The sequence below is a fragment of the Synechococcus sp. BA-120 BA3 genome (assembly GCF_034931285.1).
Taxonomy (GTDB): Bacteria; Cyanobacteriota; Cyanobacteriia; order PCC-6307; family Cyanobiaceae; genus Cyanobium.
The window spans coordinates 1-16190 of record NZ_JAYGHZ010000017.1 but is presented as its reverse complement, the minus strand read 5'-3'; the positions used below and the strand labels follow the sequence as shown (position 1 = coordinate 16190).

Sequence of the window (16190 nt, the reverse complement as noted above, 5' to 3'; positions counted from 1 at the left end):
CCCGCCGGCAACGGCGGGGGCCCACCGGGCGGCGGCGGCCCCAACATCCAGCTCAACGTGGCCACGGTCGCCGTTCTGGCGGGGGTGCTGGTCGTGGGCATCGGCATCGGCAGCGCCGTGACCAGCACCACCCAGGGCAACCAGGGCAACATTGCCAGCGCCCAGCAGCTCGACATGGCGGTGCCCGACCCCGAGTTCTGCAAACAGTGGGGCGCCAGTGCCTTCGTGATGGACATCGAGCTGTACACCACGATGAACCCCAGCAGCAGCTTCGTCACCCAGCCCACCCTCCAGCCCGGCTGCGTCATCCGCCGGGAGAACTGGTCGGTGCTGCAGAAGGAGGGCGCCGTGACCGCCGAGCAGATGCGCCAGTGCAAGCAGCGGATGAACACCTTCGCCTACATCGGCTCGGTGCGCGACAAACCGATCGTGCGCTGCGTCTACCAGACCGACATCACCGGCAACAAATTCCAGACCCGGGGGGTCGCCGGCGCCGCCGATGACGCCGTCGGCATCACACCGGAGGCCGATCAGTTCTGAGCCCGTTGCGCTCGGCCAGCCCCGGCGTCGTCTGCACCTGACGCAGGGGGCTGTCAGGGCTGGCGAACACGGGCAGCACCTCGCGGCGGAAGGCGTCGGCGGCCCGCGAGCAGTAGCGGGCCGGGTGGGTGATCAGCTTCAGCTGGCGCCGCACCATCAGGTCGGCCACCTGGGGCCGGTGCAGGGTGCCGGCGGCCAGCTCCCGTTCGATTGACACCACCGGCAGGAACGCCGCCCCCAGGCCCGCCTGGACGGCGTTCTTGATGGCCTCGAAGGAGTTGAGCTCCATCTCGATCTTGAGCCGCTGCACGTCGAGCTTGGAGCGGCTCAACAGCTGGTCCACCATCTTGCGGGTGGTGGACTGGGCGTCCAGGCAGACGAAACCGAGGCGGTAGAGATCGTCCTTGGTGAGCTCGGGCAGGCGGGAGAGCGGGTGCTTGGGGGGCAGCACCAGGGCCAGTTCGTCGTTGGCGTAGGGCACCACCTGCAGCAGGTCGTTGAGATCCCCCGGCAGTTCGCCGCCGATGATCGCCAGGTCGATCTGGCCGTTGGCCACGCTCCAGCCGGTGCGGCGGGTGCTGTGCACCTGCAGCTGCACCGCCACGTCCGGGTACTTCTGGCGGAACAATCCGATCATGCGGGGCATCAGGTAGGTCCCCGTCGTCTGGCTCGCCCCCACCACCAGGGAGCCGCCGCGCAGGTTGTGGAGATCGTCGAGGGCCCGGCAGGCCTCCTGGCACTGGCTCAGGATCCGGTCGCAGTAGCTGAGCAGCAGGTGGCCGGCCTCGGTGAGCTGGGCCTTGCGGCCACCGCGGTCGAACAGGGAGACGTCGAGCTGTTTCTCAAGGTTCTGGATCTGCAGGCTCACCGCCGGCTGGGTGACGTAGAGGCTGTCGGCCGCCTTCTTGAAGCTGCCCTCGCTGGCGATGGCGCGCAGGATGCGCAGCTGGTCGAGGGTGAAAGGCAGGTCTGCCATGGGTCGGGGAGGCCGCGGGGGGACCGTTCGCCGGAGCCGGCAGGCCGTGCGGAACTCTAGGGGGCTCTCCCGGTGGCAAGAATCGGCCTGTCACATCCGCTCCAGGACGCCGCTCCCCGATGCCCTCGCTTCCCCTGCTTCCGGTGGGCCCCCAGCACAGCAGCGTGGTGATGCTGGCCCTGCTGCTGCTCTTCGCCCTGATCCACAGCGGCGGGGCCTCCCTGAGGGCCTGGGGGGAGCAGCGGATCGGCGCCCGGCTCTGGCGCCTGCTGTTCGCCGGGCTCAGCATTCCCTCGGCCGTGGTGGTGGTGGGCTACTTCCTGGCCCACCGCTACGACGGGATCAGGCTCTGGAACCTGCAGGACCAGCCCTGGGTGGTGCCGCTGGTCTGGACCGGCACGGCCATCAGCTTCCTGTTCCTGTATCCGGCCACCTACAACCTGCTGGAGATCCCGGCGGTGCTCAAGCCCCAGGTGCGCCTGTACGCCACCGGAATCATCCGGGTGAGCCGCCATCCCCAGGCCGTGGGGCAGGTGCTCTGGTGCGCCACCCACCTGCTCTGGATCGGCACCAGCTTCACCCTGGTGGCCTGCGTGGGGCTGATCGGCCATCACCTGTTCGCCGTCTGGAACGGGGACCGGCGCCTGCGCAACCGCTTCGGCGCCGCCTTCGAGGAGCTGCGCGCCTCCACCTCGGTGCTGCCCTTCGCCGCCGTGCTGGACGGCCGCCAGACGCTGGTGGCGGCGGAATTCCTGCGGCCCTCCCAGCTGGGGATCGCCATCGCCGTCGGCGTCCTCTGGTGGGCCCACCGCTGGATCGGCCTCGGTGCCACCACCTTCTCGCGCACGGGCCTCGCCCACTGGCTGGGCTGAAGCGGCCGGCGGCCGGCGGGGGTCGATGGGCAGGCCCCCACAGAGCCGGAGCCTGGCCGACGGGCCTGCCTAAACTCGCGCCAACAGAGCCCCCAGGATGCCCGCCGCTTCCGAACTTGCCTGGCTGATCCCGGTGCTTCCCCTGCTGGGGGCCTGCCTCACCGGCCTGGGGCTGATCACCTTCAACCGCACCGTCAACCGCCTGCGCAAGCCGGTGGCGCTGCTGCTCATCACCTCCGTGGGCATGGCCGCGGTGCTGAGCTTCGCGATCCTGGCCGAGCAGCTGGCCGGAGCCGGCGCCACCGAGGTCCTGTTCGACTGGGCCGGCGCCGGCACCTTCCACCTGCAGATGGGCTTCCGCGTCGACGCCCTCGGGGCGGTGATGCTCTCGCTCGTCACCACCATCGCCCTGCTGGTGATGGTCTATTCCGACGGCTACATGGCCCACGACAAGGGCTATGTCCGCTTCTTCACCTACCTGGCCCTGTTCAGCAGCTCGATGCTGGGGCTGGTGATCAGTCCCAACCTGCTCGAGATCTACGTGTTCTGGGAGCTGGTGGGCATGTGCTCGTACTTGCTCGTCGGCTTCTGGTACGACCGCGACGCCGCCGCCAACGCCGCCCAGAAGGCCTTCGTCGTCAACCGGGTCGGCGACTTCGGCCTGCTGCTGGGGATCCTCGGCCTGTTCTGGGCCACCGGCAGCTTTGGCTTTGAGGAGATCGGTGAGCGGCTCTCGGCCGCTGTCGCCAGCGGCGGCCTGCCCACCGGGGTGGCCGTGCTGCTCTGCCTGCTGGTGTTCATGGGCCCGATGGCCAAGTCGGCCCAGTTCCCCCTGCATGTGTGGCTGCCCGACGCCATGGAGGGCCCCACCCCCATCTCGGCCCTCATCCACGCCGCCACCATGGTGGCGGCCGGTGTTTTTCTGGTGGCACGGCTGCAGCCGGTCTACGAGCCCTTTCCGCAGGTGCAGCTGGTGATCGCCGTGATCGGCACCATCACCCTGTTCCTGGGCGCCTCGATCGCCCTCACCCAGATGGATCTGAAGAAGGGGCTGGCCTACAGCACCGTCTCCCAGCTCGGCTACATGATGCTGGCCATGGGCTGCGGCGCGCCGGTGGCCGGCATGTTCCACCTGGTCACCCACGCCTTCTTCAAGGCGATGCTGTTCCTGGGCTCCGGCTCGGTGATCCACGCCATGGAGGAGGTGGTGGGCCATGAGCCCGTGCTGGCCCAGGACATGCGTCTGATGGGCGGCCTGCGCCAGTACATGCCGATCACCTCCGCCACCTTCCTGATCGGCTGCATTGCGATCAGCGGCATCCCCCCCCTGGCCGGCTTCTGGAGCAAGGACGAAATCCTCGGCCAGGCCTTCAACAGCTTCCCGCTGCTCTGGGCCATGGGATTCCTGACCGCCGGGATGACCGCCTTCTACATGTTCCGCCTCTATTTCCTCACGTTTGAGGGTTCCTTCCGCGGCCAGGACGCCGGCATCCGCGCCCAGCTGCTGGGCGCCGCTGGCCAGCCCGCGGGCGGATCCGACGACGGCGGCCACCACGCCCACGCCAGCCATCCCCACGAGTCGGGCTGGCAGATGGCGGCCCCCCTGGTGGTGCTGGCGGTCCCGTCGGTGCTGATCGGCCTGCTGGGCACCCCCTGGAACAGCCGCTTCGGCCTGCTCGTGGATCCCGCCGAGGCCGCCGAGGTCGCCGAGCACTTCAGCTGGGGGGAGTTCCTGCCCCTGGCGGGCGCCTCGGTGGCCATCTCCAGCCTGGGCATCGGCCTGGCGGTGCTGGCCTACGCCCTGCACCGCATCGACCTGGGCACGGCCGTGGCGGGCCGCTTCCCGGCCGTCAACCGCTTCCTGGCCAACAAGTGGTACCTCGATGCCATCAACGACAAGCTGTTCGTCCAGGGGAGCCGCCGCCTGGCCCGCCAGGTGCTCGATGTCGACTCCAAGGTGGTAGACGGGGTGGTCAACCTCACCGGCCTGCTCACCCTGGGCAGCGGCGAGGGCCTCAAGTACTTCGAGACCGGCCGGGTCCAGTTCTATGCCCTGATCGTCTTCGGCGGCGTCATCGGCATGGTGCTGCTGTTCGGGGCCTTCGGCTGAGCCCCGCTGTGTGTGACAACGCCCATCCGGTGGGTGGGTGGGAGGCCTGAATTTCTACACTCCGGCCAGATGGACAGCACCGTTCTGTGCCCTTTCCCTGGCTGAGCACCGCGATTCTGTTCCCGATCGGCGCCGCTCTGCTGATCCCCTTCGTGCCCGACAAGGGCGATGGCAAGCAGGTCCGCTGGTACGCCCTCGGCGTCGCCCTCACCACCTTCCTGGTCACCGTGGGGGCCTACCTGCGCGGCTACGACCCGGCCGATCCCGGCCTGCAGCTGGTGGAACGGGTGCAGTGGCTGCCCGATCTGGGGCTGGCCTGGTCGGTGGGTGCCGACGGCCTGTCGATGCCGCTCATCCTGCTCACCAGCTTCATCACCTCCCTGGCCTGCCTGGCGGCCTGGCCGGTGACCTTCAAGCCCAGGCTGTTCTATTTCCTGCTCCTGGCCATGGACGGCGGCCAGATCGCCGTGTTCGCCGTGCAGGACATGCTGCTCTTCTTCCTGGCCTGGGAGCTCGAGCTGCTGCCGGTGTACCTGCTGCTGGCCATCTGGGGCGGCAAGAAGCGCCAGTACGCCGCCACCAAGTTCATCCTCTACACCGCCGGCAGTTCCCTGTTCATCCTCCTGGCCGGCCTGGCCATGGCCTTCTACGGCGGCGGGGCCCCCAGCTTCGAGTACACCGTGCTGGCCGCCAAGGAGTTCGGCACCGGCTTCCAGGTGCTCTGCTACGCCGCCCTGCTGATCGCCTTCGGCGTCAAGCTGCCGGTGGTGCCCCTGCACACCTGGCTGCCCGATGCCCACGGTGAGGCCACCGCGCCGGTGCACATGCTGCTGGCGGGCATCCTGCTGAAGATGGGCGGCTACGCGCTGCTGCGCTTCAACGTGCAGCTGCTGCCCGAGGCCCACGTCCAGTTCGCCCCCCTGCTGGTGATCCTGGGGGTGGTGAACATCATCTACGCCGCCCTCACCTCCTTCGCCCAGCGCAACCTCAAGCGCAAGATCGCTTACAGCTCGATCAGCCACATGGGCTTCGTGCTGATCGGCATCGGCAGCTTCAGCGCCCTGGGCACCAGCGGCGCCATGCTGCAGATGATCAGCCATGGCCTGATCGGGGCCAGCCTGTTCTTCCTGGTGGGGGCCACCTACGACCGCACCCACACCCTGCAGCTCGACGAGATGGGCGGGGTGGGCCAGAAGATGCGCAAGATGTTCGCCCTCTGGACCGTCTGCTCCCTGGCCTCCCTCGCCCTGCCGGGCATGAGCGGCTTCGTTTCCGAACTGATGGTGTTCGTGGGCTTCGCCACCAGCGAGGCCTACAGCCTCAGCTTCCGGATCGTCATCGCCGTCCTGGCGGCCATCGGCGTGATTCTCACCCCCATCTACCTGCTGTCGATGCTGCGGGAGATCTTCTTCGGCAAGGAGAACCCCGAGCTCGCCTCCCACACCCACCTGGTCGACGCCGAGCCGCGGGAGATCTACGTGATCTCCTGCCTGCTGGTGCCGATCATCGGCATCGGCCTTTACCCCCGCCTGGTCACCGACAGCTACCGGGCCGCGATCGAGGCCCTGGTCGAGCGGGAGTCCGTGGCCCTGGTGAAGGTGGGTCGCGCCCCGGTTCCGGCGGTGATGGCCACCGGCGCCTTCGGCAGCCTCCCGCCGGCCCTGCTGCACGCCCCGGCCCTCGGCTGATCCCGGACCCCGCCACGGCGGGGGGGCCGTGGGGAGCCGGTTACGAAACCCTGCGCAGGTCCTGGGCCATGCGTCCATCCTCCGGGGAGGATGCCTACGCTCCTCCATCCCACAGCGAGGGTCTCCATGCGGCAGATCAACTTCCTTCTGATCTTCAGCTTCGGCTTGGCCACGGTGATGTTCACCCTGGAGAACACCACGGCCACCACCGTGCATTTCCTGCCGGGCGTGAGCACCACCCTGCCGCTGGCGGCCCTGCTGCTGGTGGTGGGCGGTCTCGGTGCCACCGCCGCCTGGATCTACGCCGTCTGGAGCGGCGTGGTCAAGAAGGTGGAAACCCTGCAGACCGCCGGCGAAGTGGAGGCCCAGCAGGTGCGGATCAGCGAGCTGGAGAACGATCTGCGCCGCTACCGGGCCACGGTGGATGCCCAGCTGGGGCTGCTGCCGGCCGCCGGCGAGAGCTCGGCGTCCTCCCGTGAGGAGGGGGGTGAAGGCAGCCTCTCGCTGGCTGCCGACTGAGGCCGCTGGGGGGCGCTGGGGCCGGTTCGGTCATCACCGCGACTGGTGCCATCGGGCCGCAGCCGGTAGCTTGCCCGAGGACGGCACCCTCCGAGCAGGACAACGCGCGTGGCAGAAGCGGGCGCCAGACTCGCCATCCGGTTGCTCCAGGACGCGGCCGAACGGGGCGACATCGATCCCTGGGACGTGGATGTGATCGCGGTCGTCGACGGTTTCCTCGACCAGCTGCGCCAGCGCATCGAGATGCCAAGGCGCCTGGCCCCCCGGGGAGGGAGCTACGAACGGGATCTGGCCGAATCGAGCGAGGCCTTCCTGGCCGCCTCGGTGCTGGTGGGGCTCAAGGCGGAACTGCTGGAATCGGCCACCTTCCCGCCCGAGCCGCTGCTGGAGGACGCCTTCGGCGCCGAGGATGACGGCGGCTGGGACCCCTCGGCGGTGGCCCTGCCGCGGCGCCCCGAACGGCACCTGCAGCGACGGCCGGTGGCGCCACCCCCCCTGCAGCGCCCCGTCACCCTGGGGGAACTGATCCGCCAGCTCGAGGACATCGCCGAGCGGCTCGAGCAGGAGGGGGGGGAAGGGCGGCACAGGCCCCGCACCCGCCGCTACAGCGAGCGGGCGGCGATCGCCCAGGTGGCCTCCCTGGCCCATCGGGAGAAACTGCCGGAGACCACCGCGGCCCTGAGCCGCTTCCTGCTGGAATGGGCGCCCACCGCCGAGACCATCGAGTGGGTGGCCTTCGATGCGCTGGTGGGCGCCTGGGCGGAGGCCCTCTCCAGCCCCGCCGCCGGCTCGCCGGAGGACGCCGATCTGGACAGCGATCGGGTGGGGGTGTTCTGGGCCCTGCTGTTCCTGTCCTCCCAGGGCAAGGTGGAACTGGCCCAGGACGGCGGCCTCTACGGCCCCCTCAGCCTGCGGCGGCGCCGGGAGGAGCGGGGCGAGGCGGTGAGCCTGCCGCGGCTGTCGGGCCAGGGGTCAGATAGGGGGCCGGCTCGGGAAGCAGTGGCCGCCTGAGGTTTCTCCGTAGTGTGGAACTTCACCTCCGACCTGAAACGACGCCGATGAAGGCGATGATCCTGGCGGCAGGCAAGGGAACACGGGTGCGTCCGATCACGCACACAACGCCCAAGCCGATGATTCCGATCCTCCAGAAACCCGTCATGGAGTTTCTGCTCGAATTGCTCCGGGAGCACGGCTTCAACGAAATCATGGTCAATGTCTCCCACCTTTCTGAGGAGATCGAGAACTATTTCCGTGATGGCCAGCGCTTCGGCGTCCAGATCGCCTACAGCTTCGAGGGGCGCATCAAGGATGGCGAGCTGATCGGTGAAGCCATGGGCTCGGCCGGCGGCCTCAAGAAGATCCAGGACTTCCAGGCCTTTTTTGACGACACCTTCGTGGTGCTCTGCGGTGACGCCCTGATCGATCTGGATCTCACCGAGGCCGTGCGGCGCCATCGGGAGAAGGGGGCGATGGCCAGCCTCATCACCAAGCGCGTGCCCCGCGACCAGGTGAGCAGCTACGGGGTGGTGGTGACCGACCAGGACGGGCGGGTGCTCTCCTTCCAGGAGAAGCCGTCGGTCGAGGAGGCCGCCAGCGACATGATCAACACCGGCATCTACATCTTCGAGCCGCAGGTCCTCGACTTCATCCCCAGCGGCGAAGCTTTCGACATCGCCGGTGATCTGTTCCCCAGGCTGGTGGACTCCGGGGCTCCCTTCTACGCCCTGCCCATGGAGTTCGAGTGGGTCGACATCGGCAAGGTGCCGGACTACTGGCAGGCGATCCGCAGCGTGCTGCAGGGGCATGTCCGCCAGGTGCAGATTCCCGGCAAGCAGGTGCGCCCCGGCATCTACGCGGGCCTCAACGTGGCGGCCGACTGGGACCAGATCCACGTCGAGGGGCGGATCTTCGTGGGCGGCATGACCCGCATCGAGAACGGCGTCACGATCATCGGGCCGGCGATGATCGGGCCGAGCTGTCACATCTGTGAAGGGGCCACGATCGACAACTCGATCATCTTCGACTACTCGCGGATCGGCCCCGGGGTCCAGCTTGTCGAGAAGCTGGTCTATGGCCGCTACTGCGTCGATCGCAACGGCGACCACTTCGATCTCCAGGAGGCTGCCCTCGACTGGCTGATCACCGATTCCCGCCGCCAGGACGTGGGCACACCCTCACCGCAGCAGAAGGCCATGGCCGAGCTCCTCGGCACCGACCTCGCCGCCAGCGGCGCCCCCTAGTCCCGCCAGCCTCAGGATCTGGGGAATGCGGTGTTCGGCCTTGATCGCCATCAGGTGCACCCCCTGGGCGATGGAACGGTAGGTGGCCACCTGTTCGGCGGCGATCGCCACCCCTTCCGCGGCCGGATCGGCCGCGCCGGCGAGGCGGTCGATCAGGGACTGGGGGATGCAGGCCCCCGGCACGACGCGGTTGATGAACTGGGCGTTGCGGGCCGACTTGAGCAGGAACACCCCGGCCAGCACCGGCAGTCCGAGGGGTCCGGTGATCTCCTCCACGAAGCGGCGCAGGGCGGCCGCATCCATCACCATCTGGGTCTGGAGGAAGCGGGCGCCCGCCTCCTGCTTGCGACGCACCCGGGAGAGCAGGCCGCTCCAGCTGGGCGACTGGGGATCGGCGGCGGCGCCGGGGAAGAGCGCCGTGGCCCCGTCCGGCAGTGCCCCCTTGACCGGATCGTCACCGGCGTTGAGGCCCCGCACCAGCTGCAGCAGCCGCACCGCCTCCAGCTCGTTCACCGCGCGAACCCCGGGCTGATCGCCGGCGCGCACCGGGTCCCCGGTGAGGCAGAGCAGGTTGCGGATACCAAGGGCGTGGGCGCCGAGCAGATCGGCCTGGAGGGCGATGCGATTGCGGTCGCGGCAGGTCATCTGCAGCACGGGCTCGATGCCGGCCTCCAGCAGCAGACGGCACACTGCGAGGCTGCTCATCCGCATCACGGCCCGGCTGCCATCGGTCACGTTGACCGCATGCACCAGACCCCGCAGGGCCGTCGCGGCCTCGAGGGTGCGGCCGGGATCGCCGCCGCGGGGCGGCGTCACTTCCGCCGTGACGGCGAACCGACCGTCCGCCAGGGCCTGTCGAAGCTGCAACGGCCATCTCCAAGACAGGGGCATCATGGAACAGCCGCTGCCTAGAGTGAATCAGCCCTCGCCGAGGAGCCGATGGCTGAGCGCAGGTCCGTGGCGGCGGCCAGCTCCCTGTCCCCGTCCCCGTCCCTGGAGCGGCCCATGATCCATCCACGCAGCGAGTTGTCAGAGCGGGAGCTCGAGATCATCGAGCTGGTGGCCACCGGTCTGACCAATCTGGAGATCGCCGGCCAGCTCACCATCAGCAAGCGCACGGTCGACAACCACGTCAGCAACATCTTCACCAAGACCGGCGCCAAGAACCGGGTGGCCCTGCTGAACTGGGCCATGGACCACGGCAAGATCTGCCGTGACGGATTCAACTGCTGCGCCCTGCCCCCTGACGAGACGACCGGCGCCCCCCGCTGAGCGGCCCCGGCAGTCGCTCCCCTCAGCGGGCCTGGGCCAGCAGGGCCTGCCGGTCGGCCTCCGGCCACAGCGCCAGGGGACAGCGGGCCAGGGCGGCATTGCTGAGTTCGCGGCGGCCGGTGATCTCCCTGGCGCACCAGGGGGGAACCGCCACCGGCTGATCGGCCCGCTCCAGTTCCACCTCCGCCACCACCAGGGGGGCATTGGCGCCCTCAAACACATCCAGGACCCAGTCGCCCCCGGGCAGATCCAGGGCGAAGCGGGTCTTGCCGAGCCGATGGGGGCACCGCTCCAGCAGGGCTTCGGCATCGGTGGATGGGATCGGGTACTCGTACTCTTCCCGCGTCAGGGCCACCCCGGCGGCCGGGATCGCGTCCCCGTGCTCCGGCCCCGGCAGGTCCGCGCCGGTCGCCGGCAGCTTGAGGGTGAGGAAGGCCGCCATGGGTCCAGCTGAGGGACGGGCCAGCCTTACCCGCAGGGTGAGGCCCTCGCCGCCGCTGGCCAGATACCCCTGGCGGATCAGGCGGTCACTGAGCGCGTGGGGGCGCCACAGCTCGCCGCGGACGAGGAAGCGGCGTTCGATTTCCAGGGCCATGGTCAGGGTGGGCGGTTCAGTTGCGGGACGGTTCGACGGCGGTCAGACTGCCGGCCCAGTGGAGCTTGTGGGTGAGGGTGCTGTAGTACGAGGGGCTCTGCTCCAGCTGGAGCATCAGCACCGGATGGCGGCCCCGCTGCAGGAAGCAGCGATCCCCGGGTTCCAGCACAGTGGCATGGGCCCCGTCCTTCCAGAGCTTCACCCGGCGGCTGGCCTCCCCCAGGGGCCACACCGACAGCCTGGCGCCGGGGGGCACCACCACCGCCCGGCTGGAGAGACTCATCGGGCAGATCGGCGTGACCACGATCGCCTCGATGCCCGGGTGCAGAATCGGCCCCCCCGCGGCCATGGCGTAGCCCGTGGAGCCGGTGGGGGTGGCGATGATCAGGCCGTCGCCCCGGTACTGATCCACCACCTCCCCGTCGATCTCGAGCTCCAGCATGCAGGTGGGGGAGAGCTCGTCGAGGGCGGGGCGGAAGTAGAAGTCGTTGAGGGCCGTGTGGGGGCCATCGCCGACCCCGCTGACGTCGCCGTCGGAGGCCGCATCCCCCTCCTGGGGCACGCCGTCGCCCCGGTCGACCCGGGCCTCCAGCATCATGCGCCGCTCGATGGCGAAGCGGTCGTCCCGCAGCCGCTGCCAGAGGGTGTCGTCCGGATCGTGGCCGCCGGGCTCGCCGTGGCCATCGCCCTGAAGCCTGAGCAGGCGCCGCTCGTGGGTGAGGAAGCCCAGGTGGCCGCCGACGTTGAAGCTGAGCACCGGCACCCCGTAGCTGGCCAGGTGACGGGCGGCCGCCAGGACGGTGCCGTCGCCGCCGAGCACCACGGCCAGATCGGGCAGCTCCGCTTCGGTGGCCAGAAGTCCGGGGAAGGGGTTCAGCCCCAGCCCGCTGACGGCGGTGGTGACGACGGCCCCCTGGGAACGCAGGTCCTGGGCGCAGCGGCGGGCCTGTCGCTGGGCCGCCTGGCTGCCCTTGCGCAGGATCAGCCAGACCCTCTCAAGCCGCATGGGCGCAGTCCGGGGACGGAGGCACCGCTACCAGCGCAGCAGGTTGAAGCGCTCCATGTCGACGGTTTCGCGGTTGCGATAGAGCGACAGCAGGATGGCCAGACCGACGGCCGCCTCGGCCGCCGCCACGGTGATCACGAAGATGGCGAACACCTGGCCCCGGATCAGCTGCCCGTCGAGGTAGTTGGAGAAAGCCATCAGGTTGATGTTGACGGCGTTGAGCATCAGCTCGATGCTCATCAGCACCCGCACGGCATTGCGGCTGTTGATCAGGCCCCAGACGCCCACGCAGAACAGCATGGCCGCCACGGCCAGGAAGGCCTCGAGGGGGATCGGGGAGGCGGCGTCGGGGATCATGGCTTGGTGAGCAGGGTGGGGGCGTTGGCGGCGGTCTCGATCAGGAGGGGGGTGCGGTCCTTCTCAATCAGACCCTGGTCGGCCGGCTCACCGGTGATCACGTCGGTGCTGAAGACGTCGCGGCGGGCCAGGACGATGGCCCCGATCATGGCCATCAGCAGCAGCACCGACGCCAGCTCGAAGGGCAGGAGATAGTCGGTGAAGAGGTGCTCGCCGAGGCGGATGGTGGCCTCCTCACCGACCGGCGTGGGGCCCGGCACGGCCCACGGGGTGGTGAACGCCACCCGCAGCAGCAGGGCGAAGAGACCGGCGCAGACGGCGCCGGACAGCAGACGGCGAACCAGCAGGCCGGGGATCGCGGCGAGAGTTTCCTTCTTGTTCACGAGCATGATCGCGAACAGGATCAGCACATTGACCGCCCCGACGTAGACCAGGATCTGGGCGGCCGCGACGAAGCTGGCGTTAAGCAGCAGGTAGAGCCCGGCCACCGAGAGGAAGACGCCGCCGAGCAGGAAGGCGGAATAGACGATGTTGGGCAGCAGGACGACACCCAGGGAGCCGATCACCGTGGTGGCCGAGAGCACCAGGAAACAGATCTGCTGGGTGGTGGAGGCGATCGACATCAGGACTCGGCGGTGCTGTCGGAGGGGAGGGTGGCCAGCACCTGGGACGGCAGCTGGCCGGCCCGGGGCTCGCTGGCTGGAACCCCATGGGGATCCATGGCGCCCTTGGGAAGGTAGGCCAGTTCGCGCAGGGCGAACACCGCCGGGTCGGAGGTGACGCTGGTGGGCAGGCGGCCGAGGGCGACGTTGTCGTAGTTGAGGCTGTGGCGATCGAAGGCCGCCAGTTCGTACTCCTCGGTCATGGAGAGGCAGTTGGTGGGGCAGTACTCCACGCAGTTGCCGCAGAAGATGCACACCCCGAAATCGATCGAGTAGTTGCGCAGCTCCTTCTTCTTGGTGGCCTTGTTCATCACCCAGTCCACCACGGGCAGGTTGATGGGGCAGACCCGCACGCACACCTCACAGGAGATGCACTTGTCCAGTTCGTAGTGGATCCGGCCCCGGTAGCGCTCGGAGGGGATCAGCTTCTCGTAGGGGTACTGAACCGTGATCGGCCGGCGGCGCAGGTGATCGAAGGTGACCGCCAGCCCCTGGGTCATCGTCTGGGCCGCGCTCACCGCCTCCCGGGTGTAGTCGCCGACTTGCTTGAGAAACCCGAACATGGCTGGGGTGAGGGGTTACGGGATGGGGACCATGATGGCCCCGGGGGGGCCGCTGTGTTGGTATCCGGGGAACGGGTTCAACCGCCGAAGGCGACCGGGAAGGCCAGCTTGAGGCCTGCGGTGACCAGAAGGTTGACCAGGGCGATGGGGAGCAGGAACTTCCAGCCCAGGTCGAGCAGCTGGTCGATCCGCACCCGAGGGGTGGTCCAGCGCAGCAGGATCGCGAAGAACACCAGCAGGTAGGCCTTGAGGATCGTGCTGACGATGCCGATCGAACCGGTGATCACCTGGACCAGGGGGGCATCGGGGGAGACACCGAGCCAGCCGGTGATCCACTCGACGGGCACAGGAAAGCTCCAGCCGCCCAGGTAGAGCACCGACACCAGCAGGGCCGAGAGCACCAGGTTGATGTAGCTGCCCAGATAAAACAGGGCGAACTTCATGCCCGAATACTCGGTCTGGTAGCCGGCCACCAGCTCCTCCTCCGCCTCCGGGAGGTCGAAGGGAAGACGCTCGCACTCGGCCAGGGCACAGATCCAGAAGATCACGAAGCCGACGGGCTGGCGCCAGATGTTCCAGCTGAAGATGCCGGCCCCGGTCTGCTGGGCGACGATGTCGACGGTGCTCAGGGAGTTGCTCATCATGACCACCGCCAGCACCGCGAGGGCCAGGGGGATCTCGTAGCTGATCGACTGGGCGGCGGCCCGCAGGCCGCCCAGCAGCGAATACTTGTTGTTGCTGGAGTAGCCGCTCATCAGCAGGCCAATGGGCTGGATGCTGCTCAGGGCGATCCAGAGAAAGATGCCCACCCCCACGTTGCTGATCAGCAGGTTCTGGCCGAAAGGCACCACCAGCCAGGAGAGGATCACGGGCACCACGACCAGCACCGGGCCCAGGCTGAACAGCAGGGCATCCGCCCGCGCCGGGATGATGTCCTCCTTGAAGACGAGCTTGAGGCCATCGGCCAGGGGCTGCAGCACCCCCAGGGCGCCGGCGTACTCAGGGCCGATGCGCTGCTGCACCGCCGCCGAGATCTTGCGCTCCAGCCAGACGCTCACCAGCACCCCGACCACGGCACCCACCAGCACCAGGACCATCGGCAGGGGCAGCCACAGCAGCCGGGCCGCCCCGGGGGTGAGACCCATGGCCTGGGCGAGGTCAAGGAAGCTCGACTGGAGGTCGAGACCGGGGGGAGCGATGGCGGCACCCAGCGGGCCAGTGGACAGCATCAGAGAACTCCGTTGGAGGGGAACCTAGGGGGGAACGGGTCAGGAAGTGACTCAGCCAGGAACCGGACGGCTTTCCAGGGGGAGCCAGCCCCGCTCGGCGGGGCCGGTGTAGATCTGCGAGGGACGGTAGATGCGGTTGGCACCCAGTTGTTCCTTCCAGTGGGCCAGCCATCCTGCCGTACGGGCGATGGCGAAGATGGGGGTGAACAGGTCGCGGGGAATACCGAGCTTCCGGTAGACGAGACCGGAGTAGAAGTCGACGTTGGGGTAGATGCCCTTCGGCCCCAGCCGCCGCCCGGCCACCTCCTCCAGCTTGAGAGCCACGTCGTACATGGCGTCGTGGCCGAAGCGCTGGAACAGCTCCTCCGCCAGGCCCTGCAGGATGACGGCCCGGGGATCCTTGACCCGGTACTCCCGGTGGCCGAAGCCCATGATCTTCTGCTTCTGGGCGATGGCCTGGTCGAGCCAGGGCTCCACCTGATCGATGCTGCCGATCTGGTCGAGCATGTCGAGCACATCCTCGTTGGCGCCGCCGTGCAGGGGCCCCGCCAGGGTGCCCACCGCCGAGGCCACCACCGCGTAGGGGTCGGTGAGGGTGCTGGCCGTGACGCGGGCGCTGAAGGTGCTGGCGTTGAGGCTGTGCTCGGCGTGCAGGATCAGGCAGGCGTCGAAGATCCGCGCCGCCAGGGGATCGGGCTCCCGCTCGGTGAGCATGTAGAGGAAGTTGGCCGAGTAGGCCAGATCGTCCCGGGGCTGGATCGGGTCCTGGCCCTTCCGGATCAGCTGGAACGCCGCCACCATCGTGGGGATCTTGGCGATCAGCCGCACCACCGCATCGACGATGTACTGCGGGTCGTAGAGGGCGCGGCGGGAATAGAAGAGCCCCAGGGAAGCCGCACTGGCCTGCAGGGCATCCATCGGATGGCCCGTGGCCGGGAAGCACTTCATCATGTCCCGGATGCGGAAGCTGAGCCGCCGGTGCATCTGCACCTCCTGCTCGAACTCCCGCAGCTGGAAGATGGTGGGCAGCTCCCCCCAGATCAGCAGGTAGGCGGTTTCCAGGAAACTGCTGTGGCTCGCCAGCTGCTCGATCGGGTAGCCCCGGTAGGTGAGCAGGCCCCGCTGGCCCTCGATGTCGCACACCGCCGACTGTGTGGCCGGCACGCCCTCCAGGCCGGGCCGGAACGTGGGCGGCGCCGGGGGCGATGGAGAGGGAGGGGTGCCCTGAGGGTCTTTGGCCTCTGGGGTGCTCACCGCCGCCATGCCGAATCCTGTGGATGGGACGAACTTAGGCGCAGGAACGGGCTGCTGCCGTAGCGCCGGCTGCCGGCTCAGGGGCGGGGCAGCCAGAGCTTCGGCCGCACCAGCCATTCCAGACGGGCGGTGCCGGCCAGCGACGCCCCGGCCGGCACCAGGGGCAGGCGCAGCAGGGCCAGGCCCGCCTTGCGCAGGGCGATGGCGCCGGGTGGCGCCCCCAGCAGGCGGGCCGCCAGCAGCCCCAGGTCCGGTTCATGGCCCACCAGCAACAACTGGAAGGGCGCCGCCGCGTCCCCCTCCGCCT

The 16190-nt window shown here is 68.9% G+C and carries 17 protein-coding genes and 1 pseudogene; 8 read left to right on the top strand and 10 right to left on the bottom strand.

Annotated elements, in window-relative coordinates; all coding sequences use genetic code 11:
* Positions 1–540: DUF3172 domain-containing protein (locus tag VB737_RS01815; RefSeq protein WP_500310626.1), on the top strand; the 540-nt coding region annotated here is incomplete at its 5' end.
* On the opposite strand, the gene VB737_RS01810 is transcribed toward VB737_RS01815, so the two are convergent.
* The gene (locus tag VB737_RS01810; protein ID WP_500310624.1) at positions 515–1516 is read right to left on the bottom strand and encodes a LysR family transcriptional regulator; all 1002 of its coding nucleotides are present in this window, start codon (positions 1514–1516) and stop codon (positions 515–517) included. The genes VB737_RS01815 and VB737_RS01810 overlap by 26 nt on opposite strands.
* A 119-nt stretch (positions 1517–1635) precedes the next feature.
* Between VB737_RS01810 and VB737_RS01805 the strand changes: the two genes are divergently transcribed.
* The 6 genes from VB737_RS01805 to VB737_RS01780 all read left to right on the top strand — a co-directional run bounded on the left by VB737_RS01805 (position 1636) and on the right by VB737_RS01780 (position 8945).
* Positions 1636–2388 (top strand): NnrU family protein, encoded by a 753-nt coding sequence (locus VB737_RS01805; RefSeq protein WP_500310622.1) that lies wholly within the window; start codon positions 1636–1638, stop codon positions 2386–2388.
* 97 nt (positions 2389–2485) lie between these two features.
* The gene (locus tag VB737_RS01800) at positions 2486–4498 is read left to right on the top strand and encodes an NAD(P)H-quinone oxidoreductase subunit 5 (protein ID WP_500310620.1); all 2013 of its coding nucleotides are present in this window, start codon (positions 2486–2488) and stop codon (positions 4496–4498) included.
* A gap of 86 nt (positions 4499–4584) precedes the next feature.
* Positions 4585–6186, top strand: a complete 1602-nt coding sequence (locus tag VB737_RS01795) for an NAD(P)H-quinone oxidoreductase subunit 4 (RefSeq protein WP_500310618.1) — start codon at positions 4585–4587, stop codon at positions 6184–6186.
* A 126-nt stretch (positions 6187–6312) separates the two neighbouring features.
* Positions 6313–6705 (top strand): lipopolysaccharide assembly protein LapA domain-containing protein, encoded by a 393-nt coding sequence (locus VB737_RS01790; RefSeq protein ID WP_500310617.1) that lies wholly within the window; start codon positions 6313–6315, stop codon positions 6703–6705.
* 108 nt (positions 6706–6813) lie between these two features.
* Complete coding sequence (locus tag VB737_RS01785) at positions 6814–7716, top strand: segregation/condensation protein A (RefSeq protein WP_500310615.1); 903 nt, start codon at positions 6814–6816, stop codon at positions 7714–7716.
* Positions 7717–7763: 47 nt separating this feature from the next.
* Positions 7764–8945 (top strand): sugar phosphate nucleotidyltransferase, encoded by a 1182-nt coding sequence (locus VB737_RS01780; protein ID WP_500310613.1) that lies wholly within the window; start codon positions 7764–7766, stop codon positions 8943–8945.
* Here the strand turns inward: VB737_RS01780 and VB737_RS01775 are convergent.
* Positions 8880–9836: a methylenetetrahydrofolate reductase gene (locus VB737_RS01775; protein WP_500310611.1), complete on the bottom strand. Its 957-nt coding sequence runs from the start codon at positions 9834–9836 to the stop codon at positions 8880–8882. The two genes, VB737_RS01780 and VB737_RS01775, sit on opposite strands and share 66 nt — an antisense overlap.
* 114 nt (positions 9837–9950) lie before the next feature.
* Between VB737_RS01775 and pedR the strand changes: the two genes are divergently transcribed.
* Positions 9951–10217: a photosynthetic electron transport-dependent transcriptional regulator PedR gene (gene pedR / locus VB737_RS01770; RefSeq protein ID WP_500310628.1), complete on the top strand. Its 267-nt coding sequence runs from the start codon at positions 9951–9953 to the stop codon at positions 10215–10217.
* Between the two features lie 22 nt (positions 10218–10239).
* Here the strand turns inward: pedR and VB737_RS01765 are convergent, their stop codons facing one another.
* From VB737_RS01765 to VB737_RS01730, 8 genes and pseudogenes are all read right to left on the bottom strand, one after another.
* Positions 10240–10812, bottom strand: a complete 573-nt coding sequence (locus VB737_RS01765; RefSeq protein ID WP_500310609.1) for a CYTH domain-containing protein — start codon at positions 10810–10812, stop codon at positions 10240–10242.
* 16 nt (positions 10813–10828) lie between these two features.
* On the bottom strand, positions 10829–11818 hold the full coding sequence (locus tag VB737_RS01760) for an NAD(+) kinase (RefSeq protein WP_500310607.1): 990 nt from the start codon (positions 11816–11818) through the stop codon (positions 10829–10831).
* A 27-nt stretch (positions 11819–11845) separates the two neighbouring features.
* Positions 11846–12175 (bottom strand): NADH-quinone oxidoreductase subunit NuoK, encoded by a 330-nt coding sequence (nuoK, locus tag VB737_RS01755; protein WP_500310606.1) that lies wholly within the window; start codon positions 12173–12175, stop codon positions 11846–11848.
* On the bottom strand, positions 12172–12798 hold the full coding sequence (locus VB737_RS01750) for an NADH-quinone oxidoreductase subunit J (RefSeq protein ID WP_500310604.1): 627 nt from the start codon (positions 12796–12798) through the stop codon (positions 12172–12174). Before VB737_RS01750 ends, nuoK begins: the two co-directional genes overlap by 4 nt.
* Positions 12798–13400 carry an NAD(P)H-quinone oxidoreductase subunit I gene (gene ndhI / locus VB737_RS01745; protein ID WP_500310603.1) on the bottom strand — a complete coding sequence of 201 codons (603 nt, stop codon included), beginning with the start codon at positions 13398–13400 and terminating at the stop codon, positions 12798–12800. Before ndhI ends, VB737_RS01750 begins: the two co-directional genes overlap by 1 nt.
* 77 nt (positions 13401–13477) lie before the next feature.
* Positions 13478–14629 carry an NADH-quinone oxidoreductase subunit NuoH gene (gene nuoH, locus VB737_RS01740; protein WP_500310602.1) on the bottom strand — a complete coding sequence of 384 codons (1152 nt, stop codon included), beginning with the start codon at positions 14627–14629 and terminating at the stop codon, positions 13478–13480.
* 51 nt (positions 14630–14680) lie between these two features.
* Complete coding sequence (locus VB737_RS01735) at positions 14681–15892, bottom strand: citrate synthase (protein WP_500310600.1); 1212 nt, start codon at positions 15890–15892, stop codon at positions 14681–14683.
* Between the two features lie 68 nt (positions 15893–15960).
* Positions 15961–16190: pseudogene (locus tag VB737_RS01730) on the bottom strand (hypothetical protein); the annotation flags it as partial.